Genomic DNA, 16,717 nt, shown 5'->3' with positions numbered 1-16,717 from the left:
GCGTTTTTTTGCATAACATGGCAGGCAACGCCAACCACTTCCCTGCCGAGGTTTTCCCGCCATGTCCCCTGTCATCCCTTCCCACTCCCGCGTCGTCATCATCGGCGGCGGCATCATCGGTTGCAGCGTCGCCTATCACCTGACCAAGCTCGGCTGGAAGGATGTGGTCCTGCTGGAACAGGGACAACTGTCCTGCGGCACCACATGGCACGCGGCCGGGCTGGTCGGGCAACTGCGCTCGCAGGAAAGCATGACGAAACTGATCCGCTACTCCACCCAGCTGTACAGCGAACTGGAAGCGGAAACGGGCCTCGGCACCGGCTGGAAGCAATGCGGCTCGCTGTCGGTCGCGCGCACCGCGGAACGCATGACGCAACTGCGCCGCACCGCGGCGGTGGCGCGGGCCTATGGCGTGGATTGCGAGGTGATCTCGCCCGCCCAGGCCGGCGAACTGTGGCCGGTGATGCGCACCGACGACCTGCTTGGGGCGGTCTGGCTGCCGGGCGACGGCAAGGCCAACCCGACCGACCTGACCCAGGCGCTGGCGCGCGGCGCGCGCAGCCGCGGCGCGGTCATCGTGCAGGATACGAAGATCACCGCGATCCATACCCGCGATGGCCGCGCCACCGGCGTGAGCTGGCGCAACAAGGCCGGCGACGAAGGCCGCATCGAGGCGGAGATCGTCGTCAATTGCGCCGGCCAGTGGGCGCGCCAGGTCGGCCAGATGTGCGGCGTGACCGTGCCGCTGCACTCGGCCGAGCACTATTACATCGTCACCGAGCGCATTGCCGGCGTGCACCCTGACCTGCCGGTGATGCGCGACCCGGACGGCTTCATTTACTTCAAGGAAGAAGTGGGCGGGCTGGTGATGGGCGGCTTCGAGCCCAATGCCAAGCCGTGGGGCATGCAGGGCATTCCTGAGCCGTTCGAGTTCCAGTTGCTGCCTGATGACTGGGACCAGTTCGAGATCCTGATGGAGAACGCGCTGATCCGCGTTCCGGCACTGGAGTCGGCGCAGGTCAAGCAGTTCTACAACGGACCCGAGTCGTTCACGCCGGACAACAACTTCATCCTCGGCGAAGCGCCCGAGCTGCGCAATTTCTACGTGGGCGCGGGCTTCAACTCAATGGGGATCGCGTCCGCCGGCGGCGCCGGCATGGCGCTGGCGGAATGGATCGTCGCGGGCGAGCCGACCATGGACCTGTGGCCGGTCGATATCCGCCGCTTCGCCGGCTTCAACGGCAACCAAAGCTGGCTGCACGACCGCGTCAGGGAAACGCTGGGCCTGCACTACGCGATGCCATGGCCCAACCGGGAACTGGATACGGCGCGGCCGTTCCGCCGCTCGCCGCTCTATGCCCACCTGCACGCCGCCGGCGCCAATTTCGGCAGCAAGATGGGCTGGGAGCGGCCAAACTTCTTCGCGCCTGCCGGACAATCGCCCGAGATCCGCTACTCGTTCGGGCAGCAGAACTGGCTGCCGTGGAGCGGCGCGGAACACCGCGCCTGCCGCGAGGCGGTGGCGCTGTTCGACATGAGTTCGTTCTCCAAGTACATCGTCAAGGGTGCCGATGCCGAGGCCGTGCTGCAATACGTGATGAGCAACGACGTGGCCGTGCCGCCGGGGCAGACCGTGTACACCGCCATGCTCAACGACCGCGCCACCTATGAATCCGACCTGACCGTGACGCGGCTGGCGCACGACCAGTACCTGCTGGTGACCGGCTCGGCGCAGACCACGCGCGACTTCAACTATGTCGAGCGCCTGATTCCCGCCGACAAGCGCTGCGCGATCGTCGATGTCACCGGGCAGTACGCTGTGCTGGCGGTGATGGGCCCGCGCTCGCGCGAGCTGTTGCAGAGCGTGTCGCGCGCCGATTTCTCCAATCAGGCGTTCCCGTTCGGCACCTCGAAAGAGATCGATCTCGGCTATGCCACGGTGCGCGCCACGCGCCTGACCTATGTGGGCGAACTGGGCTGGGAGCTGTATGTCCCGGTGGAATTCGCCGTCGGCGTCTATGACACTTTGCACGAGGCCGGGAAACGCTTCGGACTGGTCAACGCCGGCTACTACGCCATCGAATCGCTGCGTATCGAGAAAGGCTACCGCGCCTGGAGCCGCGAACTGAACACCGACATCCATCCGTTCGAGGCCGGACTGTCGTTTGCCTGCAAGCTGAACACCGACATCCCGTTCCGCGGGCGCGAGGCGCTGCTGAAGCTGCGCGCTGCCGGCGGTGCCGCGCAGGTGCGGCGGCGCGTTGCCGTGGTCACGCTGGACGGTGCCAGCGAGGCCATGCTCTGGGGCGGCGAGGCGATCCTGCGCACTGCCCCGGACGGCACCGTGCGCCCCGCCGGCTTCGTGACATCGGCCGCGTTCGGCCACACCCTTGGGTGTCCGGTGGGCATGGGGCTTCTGGCACGCGCCGATGGTCCCGCCGACGCGGCATGGATCGAGGCAGGCAAGTATCACGTAGACCTGGCCGGGGAACTGCTGCCTGCACGCATCCACCTGCGTGCGCCATACGATCCGGCCAGCGAACGGACCAAGGCCTGATGATGCAAGCAGATACCGGAGTGCCCATGCCAGTGGTCCAGACCGAAACCGCCAGCTACATCCTGACGCTGTCGTGCCCCGACCGTCCCGGCATTGTCCATGCCGTCTCGGCGCTGCTGGTGGAAGCCGGCGCCAATATCGTCGATTCCGCGCAGTTCGGCGATCGCGACAGCGCACGGTTCTTCATGCGGGTGCACTTCCAGCGGCCGCTGCCAGAAGGCCAGGATGCCGGCGATGCGCTCGCCGCCCTGCGCAGCACGCTGGCGGGCGTGGCGGCCGCGCATGAGATGGACTGGGCGCTGCACGACGCCGCGCGCAAGCCGCGCGTGATGCTGATGGTGTCAAAGATCGGCCACTGCCTGAACGACCTGCTGTTCCGCTACCGCACTGGCCAGCTGCCCATCGAGATTCCGGCCATCGTCTCCAACCACAAGGACTTCTACCAGCTTGCGGCGAGCTACGACATCCCGTTCCATCACCTGCCCCTGCTCAATGCCACGCCGCAAGGCAAGGCCGCGCAGGAAGCGAGGCTGTGGGATCTGGTCTGCGACTACAGTATCGACCTGGTGGTCCTGGCCCGTTACATGCAGGTCTTGTCCGACGACCTGTGCCGCCGCCTGGAAGGCCGCGCCATCAACATCCATCACTCCTTCCTGCCCAGCTTCAAGGGCGCGCGCCCCTACGCGCAAGCCTATGAGCGCGGCGTCAAGCTGATCGGCGCCACGGCCCACTATGTGACCGGCGACCTCGACGAAGGCCCCATCATCGAACAGGAAGTCGCGCGCGTGGACCATGCCATGGACGCCGCGCAGCTGACCGCCATCGGACGCGACGTGGAATGCGTGGCGCTGGCGCGGGCGGTGAAATGGCATGCGGAACATCGGGTCCTGCGCAACGGCGGCAGGACGCTGGTGTTCCGCTGAACGGGCAGCCTTTGCCGCCGCTTCAGCCGGCTGCCGCCCGCCGGACCTTGCGCAACGCCTGCTCCAGCGCATCCATCGAGATCGACCCGAGCGCCAGCCGCAGCGCATGCGGCACGCTCGCGCCGACCGCGAACGGCTCGGCCGTCGTCACCAGCACACCCTCGTGCTCCAGGGCGGCCACGACCTGGTCGGCGCGCAGGTCCTCCTCGAGTTCAAGCCACAGGTAGTATGAAGACGGGTGCGCCGTGACGCGGCAGCCGCGCAAGATGCGCCGCGCCAGGCTCTGCCTGCGCCGGGCGTCCTTGCGCTTGCGATCTTCCAGGTCATCGACGATGCCGGCTTCGATCCAGAGGCAGCCGAGCGCCACGGTCAGCGACGGCGTGTTCCAGGTTGACACGCGAATGGCGCGTTCCAGGGCCGGCACCAGCGGCGCGGGCACCGCGACGAACCCCATCCTCAGTCCCGATGCCACGCTTTTCGACAAGCCCGAGACGTAGACGGTCCGCTCTGGCGCGAAGGTGAACACCGGTTTCGGCGCCGGTTCGGCAAGGAAGGCGTAGGCGCCATCTTCAATGATCAGCAGATCATGCCGTTGCGCCAGGGCCGCAAGGCGGCCGCGGTCCGCCTCGTTCATGACATAGCCCAGCGGATTGTGCATGGTCGGCATGGTGTAGACCGCCCGCACCGGACGCCGCTTGCAGAGCGCGGCAAGGCGATCCAGGTCCAGGCCCGCGGCGGTCGCCGGCAACGGCTCCAGGTCGAGCCGGTACAACTGCGCCAGCGCCTTCATGCCCGGGTACGTCAGCGCGTCAACCGCCACCACGTCGCCGGGATTGAGCAACCCCATCACCGTCACCGCCAGGCCCTGCTGCGCGCCGTTGACGATCAGCACCTGGCTGCCCGGCACCCGGATGCCGCGGTTGCGCAGGTGCCGGGCAACGGCCTGCCGTTCGTGCGGGCGCCCGCCCTGCGGCGCGGAATGCAGCAACGCGTCAAGGTCGCCCGAAGCCGCGATGCTGCGCAAGCCATCGCGCAACAGTTCAACCTGCCCGGGCAGCGACGGATAGTTGAAAGTCAGGTCCACCGCGCCGGCGCGCACCGGATGCTGCTCCAGCCCCAGGCCGCGCGGCAGCGAGGTATCGCGCACGAACGTGCCCCGGCCGGTCTCGCCGACCACCAGGCCGACGGCCTCCAGTTCGACATAGACGCGTGCCGCTGTCGCCAGCGCGACGCCGTACTGCTTCATCAGCGCACGCACCGTCGGCAGTTGCGTGCCCGGAGGCAGTTCGCCGCGATGAATGCGCGCGGCAATCTCGTCAACAATGATCTTGTAGCGCGCGTGGGCCATGCTTTGTATCTAGAACAATGCTTTGCGTGTATCAGGCCAGAAGAATAGCCTGCATGCCTAGTCAACGCTAACCATTTCCTGCACATGATTGCCCTGACCACCCTGTCGATCTTCGCCGCGGCAGTGATGCTGCTGCTCCTGTCACCCGGCCCGAACATGGCCTTCGTGATGGCACATGGCATCACCTATGGCCTTCGGGGCGGCGTTGCGACGGCACTGGGGATTGCCGTGGCCGACCTGATCCTCACGGTCCTGACAGCCACCGGGATCACCGCCCTGGTGATGGCGTGGGCGCCGGCGTTCGACCTGATCCGCTATGCCGGCGCGGCCTATCTGCTGTGGATGGCGGCCAAGGCGCTGCGGCAGCCGCTTGCGCTGAAAGAGGCAGTGGTGACTCAGGCCTCCTTGCGCTCGGTGTTCGTGCGCGCCATGCTCAACAGCCTGCTCAATCCCAAGGCGCTGCTGTTCTTCATGGTCTTCCTGCCGCAGTTCGTGGATCCCGGCAAGGGCGGCGTGGCCCGGCAGCTGCTCGTGCTCGGCCTGGTCCTGACAGTGATCGCCACCGTGTTTCACGCATTGCTCGGCGCGGCTGGCGGCACCGTGCGCCGCTTCCTGTCACGCCATCCCAAGGCGGCAACATTGCAGTCGCGCGGCCTGGCAGCCGTGCTGGTGCTGCTGGCGCTGCGGCTGGTGCTGACCTCACGCCCGGCCTGAAGCCTTTTCCCACGCAGAGCCCCTGATGTATATCGCAGCCTTTATTTACCGGCCCGGCCAGGCCGATGACGAGTTCCACCGCCTTAGCGCCCTGATCGACGAGATCGCCGCCGGCATACCCGGCTTTGTCGGTGCCGAGTCCTGGCGTTCGCCGGATGGCCAGTTGTCCAACGCCAGCTACTACTGGCGCGACAAGGACTCCCTGCAGGCCTTCGCCACCCACCCGCGGCACCTGGACGCCAAGCGCCAGTACCGCAAGTGGTATGACGGCTATCACGTGGTGATATCCGAAGTGCAGCGCGCCTATGGCGACGGTTCGCTCCAGCACTTCGTGCCCGACAGCCGGCGCCAGCGGCAGGGCTAGACGCCTTCACCTGTCCGGCCGGTCTTTGCACGGCCGGCCGCACGCCAGGATATGAATGATTCTGGCGGCGATCTGAATTCTTTCGATCCCTGCCGCCGCCCGCGCGGCATGGATCTGCCTGTCTCTTCGTGCAGATAACGGCTCCAGGCATGGCTCGCGGCACCGGCCCGCGCCATGACGCAATGCACAACCGCGCGGCCGCGGGTATCAACCCCTGCTGATAACCGCTATTCCACACCTCGACTTGCGGTATACCCTGACGTCAACGCACAATCGCCCGGTCAGCGCGCCAGGCCGTGCCACGACAGATAACAAGACATTGCCCCACCTCTCACCAGCCCTCTCCGGCGCCACGGCTACGCAGCCAGGCCCACGCACGCGGCATCGCCGCATGCAGCCAGGCACTGCTTCGGCCATCTTGTCACGATCCCCGTTGATCCCACACGTCGCGCGCCGGCTGCAGTAGCAGCGCATTCCCGAGGAATCCTTATGCCCAGCTTCAACCCTTCACGGCGCACTTTCCTGAAAGCCAGCGTCGTGGCCGGGGTGTCGGTCTATATCGCACCCATCGGCGGCAAAGCCTTCGCGGCATTGTTCGAAGACAAGCTCCTGACCCCGGTCCAGTGGGACCCCAAGGCCGGCGTCCCGAAATTCCGCATCGACGGCATTGCCAAGGTCACCGGCGCCAAGGTGTTCGCGCGCGATATCCGCTCGCGCGACATGCCGCACTGGCCGCAGCAGCAATCGCACGCCTTCATCCTGCGCGCCACGCAGGCCGACCGCACCTATGAGGGCTTCGACCTCGCCGCGCTCGGCGACGACCTGATGCCTGACCGCGTGGTCACCGCGGAAGACCTCGCCCGCGACGGCGTGGCCTTCCCCGCGTTCTACGGCGCAGACATGCTGCTGCCCGCGGGCAAGACTCCGGCCTACCTGGGCCATGCGGTGGCGATCCTGATCTACCACGACTTCGCGCGCTTCCGCTTTGCCAAGGACAAGCTCAAGTTCCGCGACGACGTGATCCGCTACGGCGCCAAAACCGGCGCGCTGGAACGCGATCCGTGGGGCACCTTCCGCTTCGTGCGCGTGGGCGGCACCACGCCGTATGACGACGACGTGTTCTCCAGCCTGAAGAACGCGCCGGTGTTCCCCAGCATGATGCGCAAGCACCAGCCGGTGTGGCCGGACGGCAAGGACCACGGCCAGCTCGGCGAACAGGGCATGTACCACGCCGACGCGATCCGCGCGCAGCTGGCCAGGCCGCCCGAGGACTGGCTGGTGCTGGAGCGTGAGTACAACTCGCAGTCGGTCGATACCGCGGCGCTGGAGCCCGACAACGCCAACTGCTGGTACGACGCCGCGGCGCAGGCGCTGCACCTGGTGGTGCCGACGCAGTCCCCGATCGAGGTCGCCGAGAGCGCGGCCGAGATGCTGGCGAAGGCCAAGGGCGCGTTCCCGGTGAAGCAGGTGTTCCTGCACCCGTGCTACACCGTGGGCTACGGCTCCAAGGACCACTACAACTTCCCGTTCTACGGCCTGGTCACGGCGCTCTATGCCGAGGGCAAGCCGGTGTGCCTGGCCAACGACCGCTACGAGCAGTTCCAGACCTCGATCAAGCGCCACGCCTTCAAGATGCGCTACCGCATCGCGGTGGACCGCAAGACCGGGCTGTTCCAGGCCTTCCAGGGCGACCTGGAGGCCAACGGCGGCGGCCGCGCCAACTTCTCGCCCTCGGTGGCGATGGTGGGCGCCACCGCCGCGCAATCGATCTACTACTTCCCGAAGAACGACCTGACCGCGGTGGCAATCGCCTCGCGCGCCATCGACGCAGGCTCAGCGCGCGGCTACGGCACGCTGCAGAGCATGGCCGCGACCGAGATGATGGTCGACGAGTTCGCCGAGCAGCTCAAGCTCGACCCGATCGAGTTCCGGCTGAAGAACGCCTTGCGCTCGGGCATGAAGAACACGCAGGGCGCGATCCCGGCCGGCGCGATCCGTGTCGATGAAGTGCTGGAAGCCGCGAAGGTCCATCCGTTGTGGACCGGCCGCGCGAAGAAGAAGGCGGAGTACGAAGCCGCCAACCCCGGCCGCCGCTACGGCGTGGGCTTTGCCTGCGTGCAGAAGGACTTCGGCACCGGTGCCGAAGCTTCGTTTGCCAGGGTCGAGATGAAGGCCGACGGCAGCATCGCGCTGCACCACTCCGGCGCCGAGATCGGCACCGGCATGTCGACCTCGCAGGCCGCCGCGGTGGCGCGCTGGCTGGGCAAGCCCGCGGCCGAGGTGCGTACCTCGGTCACCGATTGGGCCGACCTGCCGGTGGTGACCTCGGGCGACCCGTACCTGATGAGCCAGGCCGAGCAGGACCGGCTGTGCGCCAACCCGCGCTGGTCGCCGTCGTACGCTTCGCCCGCCAGCGCCACCAACTCGGCCTACTACTTCACCCACAGCACGCGCGAAGCCGCGCGCGTGATCTTCATGCACGGCCTGTGGCCGGCGGCGATGGCGATCTGGAGCCAGGGTATCGGCGGCGGCCAGGCGGCCTCGCTGGTAGTGCGCGTGGAAGACGCGCGCTGGGTCGAGGGCAAGCTCAGCGCCGGCGGCCTGCAGGCGCTGCCGCTGGAGCAGCTGGCAGCCAAGGCGCATGAGATGGGCCTGGTCACCGGCGCCACCGTGCACGTCTTCAACCGCTGGCAGTGGAGCGAGGCCGATTTCGACATCAGCGGGCACGCCGCGCGGCTGCCGGTGGATGGCCTGTCGGTACGCTACGGCGATGGCGCCGACGGCGCGCGCAAGGCGCGCATGCGCACCAGCGGCGGCTACGACGTGCTCGACCGAAAGAAGGTCTACGTCGCGACCACCCAGCGCAACAATGCCTCGGTCACGTACTACAGCGCGGTCGGCACCTTGGTCGAGCTGTCGGTGCATGAGGCCAGCGGCAAGGTCGAGGTGCTGTCGCACCACTCCATCATGGAGTGCGGTACGCAGCTGTCGCCGCAACTGGTGTCCGGCCAGCTGCAGGGGGGCATCGCCATGGGCATCGGCCACGCGCTGCATGAAACCCTGCCGCTCTACGAGGACGGCCCTGGCAACGGCACCTGGAACTTCAACCGCTACCACCTGCCGCGCGCCAGCGACGTGGCGGTGTGGACCCAGACCGGCACGGTGCTGCCGCCCGTCTCTGAAACCGACCCGCCCAAGGGCATCGCCGAGGTGGTGATGATCCCGGTGGTGGGCGCCATCGTCAACGGCATCGCGCATGCCATCGGCCACCGCTTCACCGACCTGCCGGTCACGGCCGAAAAGATCCAGGAGGTACTGGCATGAGCATCGCCACCCAACCGCTTTCCCTGAACATCAACGGCAAGGAGGTCGGCCCGCTCGACGTGCCCGAAGGCCTGATGATGATCGACTTCCTGCATGAATACCTGGACCTGACCGGCTCGCGCCTGGGCTGCGGCCAGGGCATCTGCCATGCCTGCGTGGTGATCCACGACAAGGCCGACGGCACCAGCGAGGAAGTGCGCAGCTGCATCACCGGCGCGCACTGGTTCCAGGGCCGCAAGGTGCGCACCGTGGAAGGCCACGGCAAGCGCAACGAGAAAGGCGAGGTGGTGGAGCTGACGCCAGTGCAGCAGAAGTTCCTGGACCACTTCAGCTTCCAGTGCGGCTATTGCACGCCGGGCTTCGTCAACGGCGCCACCATCCTGGTGGAACAGCTCAAGCGCAAGCCGGTGGCGAAGGACAAGGTAGACGAGACCATCACCACCGCGCTGGACGGTCATATCTGCCGCTGCACGGGCTATGTGCGCTACTTCGAGGCCGTGAAGGACGTGATCACCAGCACGCCTGGACTGGTCAAGGACAGCGGGAGCGCCAAGTGATGCAGCGCCCCGCCTTCCTGAATTTCGCCCGCGCGGCCCTTGCCGCGCTGGCCGCCGCAACGCTGGTGGCCGGTTGTGGCGGCAACACCGAAGCCGTCGCGCCTGCCGCCGACCAGGCGCCCAAGGGCCAGCTGCCGCCCGCCGAACAGATCGCGCGCGGCCGCTACCTGGTGCGCGCGGCCGACTGCGCCGCCTGCCATACCGCGTCGCAGGGCGCGCCGTTTGCCGGCGGCGTTGAGCTGGCCTCGCCGTTCGGCAAGTTCTACGGCACCAACATCACGCCCGACAAGACCCACGGCATCGGCAACTGGAGCGCAGACGACTTCTACACCGCGCTGCATGACGGCAAGACCCCGGACAAGCACCTCTATCCGGCGATGCCGTACACCTCGTACCGCGGGCTGTCGCGCGCGGATACCGATGCCATGTATGCCTACCTGATGCAGGTGAAGCCGGCCGCGGTGCCGAACCGCCCGCACGACCTGCAGTTCCCGTACAACCTGCGCTTTGCGCTGGCGGGCTGGAACCTGCTGTTCCTGGAGGACAAGCTGCCCGATGCCTCCGCCGGCAATTCCGAGTCGTGGCAGCGCGGCCGCTACCTGTCCAATGCGCTCGGCCATTGCGCCGAGTGCCATACGCCGCGCGCCGCGTTCGGGCGGCTGGACCTGTCGAAGCCGCTGGCCGGCGCCGCGCTGGCACGCGTGGGCGCGCCGGAAATCACCCCGGCCGGGCTGGCCGCACGCGGCTGGACCGCGGCCGACCTGCAGCAGTTCTTTGCCATTGGCATCGCGCCACAAGGCTCGGCCTTCGGCGAGATGTACCCGGTGGTGCATCTGAGCAGCCAGTACCTGAACCAGGGCGACCTGGCGGCGATGACGACCTACCTGCTGGGCGACAAGCCGCCCGCACCGCAGCCGGTCAAGCCCGTCAACGCCGATGCCGCGCAACTGGCGCCGGGCCGCCGCCACTATGTGGCGGTCTGCGCCGGTTGCCACGGCCGCGAGGGCGAAGGCAAGCCGCACGTGGCGGTATCGATGGCCGGCAACTCGACCGTGCGCAACACCGACGCGCGCAACCTGATCGTGTCGATGCTCGACGGCATCGAGGCGCAGCGCTTCCCCGGCCTGGAGGCCATGCAGGACATGCCGGGCTTTGCCGCGCGCATGAGCGACGAAGAACTGGCGCAGCTGGCCAACTACCTGCGCGCCACCTGGGGCGGCCAGCCGGCCGACGTGACGCCCGCCGCGGTCAAGGCGCTGCGCGCCGCAGGCTCCGGGCACTGAAGCCCTGCCCCGGGTGTTCCATTCTGGAACACCCGGTGTCACGCGCTGGCACAGCCGTGCCGGCGCGTGACATCTCCCACCCGTGCCACGCGCACTCGCCCCTCGCTTTTCCCCGTTTTTTCGTTCGATTCACGCCCCGGCACAGCTCTTGCGATCTGCCTGCCGTGCGCACGGCCGGAATGCCGTGACGACACCACAGAAATCTCTGAACGGAGCGAGACATGAACATGGCGGAAATCGCCCAGCTGGGCGTCAGCAACCCCTACAAGCAGCAGTACGAGAACTACATCGGCGGCGCCTGGGTGCCGCCCGCCGGCGGCGAGTACTTCGAATCGATCACGCCGATCACCGGCAAGCCGTTCACGCGCGTGCCGCGTTCCGGCCAGCAGGATGTCGACGCCGCGCTGGACGCCGCGCACGCCGCCAAGGCCACGTGGGCTCGCACCTCGACCACCGAGCGCGCCAATATCCTGAACCGCATCGCCGACCGCATCGAGGCCAACCTGAAGCTGCTGGCCGTGGCCGAGAGCATCGACAACGGCAAGCCGGTGCGTGAAACCACCGCCGCCGACCTGCCGCTGGCGGTCGACCACTTCCGCTACTTTGCCGGCTGCATCCGTGCGCAGGAAGGCGGCATCTCCGAGATCGACGCCGACACCATTGCCTACCATTTCCATGAGCCGCTGGGCGTGGTCGGCCAGATCATCCCGTGGAACTTCCCGCTGCTGATGGCCACCTGGAAGCTGGCGCCGGCGCTGGCCGCCGGCAACTGCGTGGTGCTCAAGCCCGCGGAGCAGACGCCGGCCTCGATCCTGGTGCTGATGGAAGTGATCGGCGACCTGCTGCCGCCGGGCGTGGTCAACGTGATCAACGGCTTCGGGCTGGAAGCCGGCAAGCCGCTGGCATCGAGCCCCCGCATCAGCAAGGTGGCCTTCACCGGCGAGACCACCACCGGCCGGCTGATCATGCAGTACGCGTCGCAGAACCTGATCCCGGTGACGCTGGAACTGGGCGGCAAGTCGCCCAACATCTTCTTCGAGGATGTGCTGGCCGCCGACGACGCCTTCTTCGACAAGGCGCTGGAAGGCTTTGCCATGTTCGCGCTGAACCAGGGCGAGGTCTGCACCTGCCCGTCGCGCGCACTGATCCAGGAATCGATCTACGACCGCTTCATGGAGCGCGCGCTCAAGCGCGTGGCCGCGATCCGCCAAGGCCATCCGCTCGACACCGGCACCATGATCGGCGCGCAGGCGTCCGCCGAACAGCTGGAGAAGATCCTGTCGTACATCGACCTGGGCCGCAAGGAAGGCGCGCAGTGCCTCACCGGCGGCGAGCGCAACGTGCTGGACGGCGATCTCGCGGGCGGCTACTACGTCAAGCCGACCGTGTTCGCCGGCCACAACAAGATGCGCATCTTCCAGGAAGAGATCTTCGGGCCGGTGGTATCGGTGACCACCTTCAAGGATGAGGAAGAGGCGCTGGCCATCGCCAATGACACGCTCTACGGGCTCGGCGCGGGTGTCTGGACACGCGACGGGGCGCGCGCATTCCGCATGGGCCGCGGCATCCAGGCAGGGCGCGTGTGGACCAACTGCTACCACGCCTACCCCGCGCATGCGGCATTCGGGGGCTACAAGCAGTCCGGCATCGGCCGCGAGAACCATCGCATGATGCTCGACCACTACCAGCAGACCAAGAACCTGCTGGTGAGCTACAGCCCCAACGCGCTCGGGTTCTTCTGACCATGGCGGGCTCGACGTCCGCTCCCGCCACCGCGCCGGTCGCACGCGTGGTGGCAACCCCGGCCGCGCTCGCGCTGATCGCGGAACTGGCCGCGCGGCATGGCCCGCTGATGTTCCATCAGTCCGGCGGCTGCTGCGACGGCAGCGCGCCGATGTGCTACCCCGCCGGCGAACTGCTGGTGGGGCAAGCCGATGTCTGCCTAGGCGAGATCAGCGGCGCGCAGTTCTACATGACGCGGGCGCAGTTCGAGTACTGCCAGCACACGCGGCTGGTGATCGATGTGGTGCCGGGTGCGGGCGGGATGTTCTCGCTGGAGGGACGGACGGGGAAGCGGTTCCTGACCCGGTCGGAGCTGTTCAGCGATGAAGAGGCCGCGTGGCTCGCGGCGCAGCCGGGGTTGTGAGGATGATTGCTTGCTGATGTCGGTAGTTGCTTGCCGACGGAGTGCTCCCTCTCCCGCAAGCGGGAGAGGGAGCAAACAAGCAGGATAGGAAGTCCTTCAGCGCTCCGCTTCCTCGCCGCCTTCCAACCCCTCCCTCAACCTCCGATAGATCGTATTGCGCGACACCCCCAGCTCACGCGCCGCGTGGCTGACATTGCCGCCGTGCCTGGCGAGCGCCTGTCGGATCAGGCCTGCTTCCCAGTCGCGCATGCGGGCGGACTTTGATGGCGCCGGCGCCTGCACGGCAGCCGCCGCGTCACAGCGCTCCGCCTCATCGCCGCACTCCTGCTCAAACCCTTCCGGCAGGTGTTCCACCCCGATCTCCACCTCCCCTTCGGCCAGGATCGCCGCGGTGCGCAGCACGTTGGCAAGCTGCCGGATATTGCCCGGCCACGGGTGCCGGCGCAGCAGCGCCAGCACCTGCGCGTCGACATGCACCGGGGACGGCAGGCCGGCTTCTTCGCACTGCCGCTGCAGGATGCGATCGACCAGCAGCGGCAGGTCGCTGCGCTCGCATAGCGGCGGCAGGGTCACGGCCAGCGCATTGATGCGGTAGTACAGGTCTTCGCGGAAAGCGCCATCGGCAATCATCGCGCGCAGGTCGCGGTGGGTGGCGCAGACCACGCGCACATCGACCGGCAGCGCGCGAGCGCTGCCCAACGGGGTGACCGCGCGCTCCTGCAGCACGCGCATCAGCCGCACCTGCTGTGCCAGCGGCATGTCGCCGATCTCGTCCAGGAACAGCGTGCCGCCGTGTGCCTGCACGACCTTGCCCTCGCTGCCGCGGCGACGCGCGCCGGTGAAGGCGCCTTCTTCATAGCCGAACAGTTCGGCCTCGATCAGCGATTCGGGGATGGCCGCGCAGTTGACCGCGACGAAAGGCCCGCCGGCGCGCGGCGAGGCGGCGTGGATGGCGCGCGCCAGCCACTCCTTGCCGGTGCCGGTGCGGCCCTGGACCAGGATGGTGATATCGCGCCCGCTGACCTTGCGCACGCGGCGCAGCACCGCGGCCACGGCGGCGTCGCCGGTATCGAGCGCGGCCAGTGCCGGCGGCAGCGGGTCTTCGGCGCTGGGCTGGCGCACCGCGATGGGCGCGGCCAGGTATTCGATGCGGGCAAACACCTGCACCCGGCTGGGCAGCGTCAGCGTCTGCAGCGACCCCGCCGCGCCGCTGCGCACCTGCATCGCCACGCGCACGGGCTGGCCGAACAGCCCGGCAAAACTGGCCGCCGCCAGCGCGTGCGGGGCCAGCCCCAGCTGGAACAGGCCGCTGCGGTTGGCAGCCAGGAAGGCGCCGTCGGGCGAGAACGCCGCCATGCCCTCGAACAGCGTGCCGACGAACTCGGGCCGCGCATGGAAGCGCACCAGCAGCGCGTCCGGGAAGTGGTTCGCAAACAGGTGGTTCTCGATCATCTGCGCCGACATCCGCACCAGCGCCATGGTGTGCCGGTGGAAGCCGCGATGATCGCCGCTGACATCGAGCGCGCCCAGGATGGCACCGGTCGGGCTGGCGATCGGGGCGCAGGAGCAGGTCAGCTGGTGGTTGGACTCGAGGAAATGCTCGCTGGCGTGGATCAGGGTGGGACGGGCCTCGGCCAGTGCGGTGCCGATGGCATTGGTGCCCTTGCTCGGCTCCGACCACGATACCCCCGGTGCCAGCGCCACGCGCCGCGCCCGCGCGACGAATTCGCCGTCGCCCAGGCTGTGCAGGATCACTCCGCTGCTGTCGGTCAGCAGCACCATGCTGTCGGTATTGGCGATCTGCGCGTGCAGGGTCTCCATCACCGGCAAGGCATGGCGGTACAGGTCGCGGCTGGCGTCCACCAGCTCACCCAGCGCGCGCGGGCTGACGGCATCGAAGCCGGGCGCGTGGCGCACATCCAGCCCGAAGCCGGCCGAACGCGCATGCGCGCGGGCGATCAGGCCAGCGCGGTCGGCATCGGCCGGGTCGACATGGGCAGCCTGGCGGGCAACATCGGAAAGCGCAGCGGGATGGGCGGCACGGTGCATGGCGGCGGGTCTCCTGTATCAGCAGGCGGCGCGCGTCGCGGCCGCTGCCTGCCGTCCCGTGGCGCGTGCCGTGCAGCTCAGGTGCGGCGGCAGGCCGGGCGGCTGTAGTCCGGCAACCTTATCACAGGCTCCCGGCCATGTATTGCCCCCGCGCCATGCCGGGCCGGGGTCAGCGTTTTTCGTCGAGCAGGTCGTTCAGGATCTCGTCGAAGGTGGCCTGGGCATCTTCCAGCGCCTGCAGCGCCGCATCGAACGTCTGCAGCGCAAGCTTGGATGGCTTGCCGCTGCCCTGCGGCGGATAGTGGGCCTGCAAGGCGGTGAAGGCCACCTGCACCTGCCGCGTGGCCGCGACCACGCGCTCCATCGCCTGCGCCTCTTCGGCGCGGTATTGCTCGTGTTTCTGCTCGCTCATGCCTGTTTGCTCCGTATGCGCGCCGTCTCGGGAGGGGGTGCGCGCGCGTGAATGAGGTATATCGTACAAGAACTGCGCCGGCCGGCTTGCGCTACACGCTCGCGCCTGACAAAAATGAGGTAGGCTGCGCGGCTGGGCGGCAAGGCCGGCGCTGGTGCGCCTCGCCTGGCAGCGACACTGAAGACTAGCCATGCCATTGATCACCCGCCGTACACTGGCAGCCGCGCTGATGACTGCCAGTGGCTTCGCCTGCTACTGGACCTACCTGACGCTCAACCAGGAGCGGCTGCTGTTCGATGCGCGCCGGCGTCCGCCGCGCGACCTGCCCGACGGCATCATTGGCTACTCGCACCTGATCCCCGGCGGCGTGGTGCGCGGCTACATCTACCATAGCCCCGGCGACAACGTGCGCGACCTGCTGTTCTACCTGCCCGGGCGTGGCGAGGATGTGCTTGAAACGCTGCAGTACGCGCGCTGGCTGCCCGCCAGCATGGCCTTCGCCACCTATGACTACCGCGGCCTGGGACACTCCGACGGCCTGCCGTCCGAGGGCGCCGCAGTGGCCGACGCCAGCCAGTTCCTGCTGCATGCGCGGCGTGTCTTCCCCGACACCCGCGTGCATGTGGTGGGGCGCAGCCTGGGCACCGGCGTCGCGATCCAGCTGGCGGACCTGCAGGACTTCGACAGCCTGCAACTGATCACGCCCTACGACTCGCTGCTTGAACTGGTGCGCAAGCGCTTCCCGCTGGTGCCGCTGCGCCAGCTGATGCGCCACCATTTCGATTCGATCTCGCATTGCAAGAAGGTCGTGCAGAGCACCAAGGTGCTGCTGGCCGAGACCGATGAAGTCGTGCCCCATGAATGCTCGGAGCGGCTCATGGCCGCCTGGCCCGGCCCGGTGGCGCTGCAGACCGTGCCAGCCACGAATCACTTCACCATTATCGAACGCGAGGAAACCTGGCTGGCGCTGTGCGAATTTGCCCGGCATCACGGCCAGGCCAGGCTGCGCGTGGCTACGGCCCAGCCCGCCCCGCCTACCC

13 protein-coding genes are annotated in these 16,717 nt (G+C 68.0%); 10 read left to right on the top strand and 3 right to left on the bottom strand.

The window, feature by feature from the left end; all coding sequences use genetic code 11:
* Nucleotides 1-61 precede the first annotated feature (61 nt).
* Nucleotides 62-2,557, top strand: coding sequence for a GcvT family protein (locus AC3WON_RS26505; protein ID WP_492353072.1), 2,496 nt, complete (start codon nt 62-64; stop codon nt 2,555-2,557).
* 26 nt (nt 2,558-2,583) lie between these two features.
* Entirely contained in the window at nt 2,584-3,480 is an 897-nt protein-coding gene (gene purU, locus AC3WON_RS26500; protein WP_492353071.1) for a formyltetrahydrofolate deformylase, read from the top strand.
* 22 nt (nt 3,481-3,502) lie between these two features.
* Here the strand turns inward: purU and AC3WON_RS26495 are convergent, their stop codons facing one another.
* On the bottom strand, nt 3,503-4,828 hold the full coding sequence (locus tag AC3WON_RS26495; protein ID WP_492353070.1) for an aminotransferase-like domain-containing protein: 1,326 nt from the start codon (nt 4,826-4,828) through the stop codon (nt 3,503-3,505).
* Between the two features lie 84 nt (nt 4,829-4,912).
* Here AC3WON_RS26495 and AC3WON_RS26490 point away from each other — a divergent pair, with 84 nt between their 5' ends.
* The 7 genes from AC3WON_RS26490 to AC3WON_RS26460 all read left to right on the top strand — a co-directional run bounded on the left by AC3WON_RS26490 (nt 4,913) and on the right by AC3WON_RS26460 (nt 13,216).
* Nucleotides 4,913-5,542 carry a LysE family translocator gene (locus AC3WON_RS26490; protein WP_492317360.1) on the top strand — a complete coding sequence of 210 codons (630 nt, stop codon included), beginning with the start codon at nt 4,913-4,915 and terminating at the stop codon, nt 5,540-5,542.
* A gap of 25 nt (nt 5,543-5,567) precedes the next feature.
* A complete protein-coding gene (locus tag AC3WON_RS26485) occupies nt 5,568-5,906 on the top strand; it encodes an antibiotic biosynthesis monooxygenase family protein (RefSeq protein WP_035820889.1) in 339 nt (112 codons plus the stop codon).
* Nucleotides 5,907-6,395: 489 nt separating this feature from the next.
* A complete protein-coding gene (locus tag AC3WON_RS26480) occupies nt 6,396-9,230 on the top strand; it encodes a xanthine dehydrogenase family protein molybdopterin-binding subunit (protein WP_492317359.1) in 2,835 nt (944 codons plus the stop codon).
* Entirely contained in the window at nt 9,227-9,787 is a 561-nt protein-coding gene (locus AC3WON_RS26475; protein ID WP_114135696.1) for a (2Fe-2S)-binding protein, read from the top strand. The genes AC3WON_RS26480 and AC3WON_RS26475 overlap by 4 nt, the downstream gene beginning before the upstream one ends.
* Nucleotides 9,787-11,070 (top strand): c-type cytochrome, encoded by a 1,284-nt coding sequence (locus AC3WON_RS26470; RefSeq protein WP_492317441.1) that lies wholly within the window; start codon nt 9,787-9,789, stop codon nt 11,068-11,070. The genes AC3WON_RS26475 and AC3WON_RS26470 overlap by 1 nt, the downstream gene beginning before the upstream one ends.
* Before the next feature lie 221 nt (nt 11,071-11,291).
* Nucleotides 11,292-12,812, top strand: coding sequence for an aldehyde dehydrogenase (adh, locus tag AC3WON_RS26465; RefSeq protein ID WP_492353069.1), 1,521 nt, complete (start codon nt 11,292-11,294; stop codon nt 12,810-12,812).
* A 2-nt stretch (nt 12,813-12,814) separates the two neighbouring features.
* Entirely contained in the window at nt 12,815-13,216 is a 402-nt protein-coding gene (locus AC3WON_RS26460) for a DUF779 domain-containing protein (RefSeq protein ID WP_492353068.1), read from the top strand.
* 96 nt (nt 13,217-13,312) lie between these two features.
* Here the strand turns inward: AC3WON_RS26460 and AC3WON_RS26455 are convergent, their stop codons facing one another.
* Both AC3WON_RS26455 and AC3WON_RS26450 read right to left on the bottom strand, forming a co-directional pair.
* On the bottom strand, nt 13,313-15,265 hold the full coding sequence (locus tag AC3WON_RS26455) for a sigma-54-dependent Fis family transcriptional regulator (protein WP_492353067.1): 1,953 nt from the start codon (nt 15,263-15,265) through the stop codon (nt 13,313-13,315).
* A 169-nt stretch (nt 15,266-15,434) separates the two neighbouring features.
* Entirely contained in the window at nt 15,435-15,677 is a 243-nt protein-coding gene (locus AC3WON_RS26450; RefSeq protein ID WP_010812795.1) for a hypothetical protein, read from the bottom strand.
* A gap of 190 nt (nt 15,678-15,867) precedes the next feature.
* Here AC3WON_RS26450 and AC3WON_RS26445 point away from each other — a divergent pair.
* On the top strand, nt 15,868-16,717 hold an 850-nt coding region (locus AC3WON_RS26445; protein WP_492353066.1), incomplete at its 3' end, for an alpha/beta hydrolase.

It is taken from the genome of Cupriavidus sp. FW305-46, assembly GCF_058787075.1.
The sequence above is the reverse complement of the archived record's forward strand: the minus strand, read 5'-3'. Positions and strand labels throughout refer to the sequence as shown.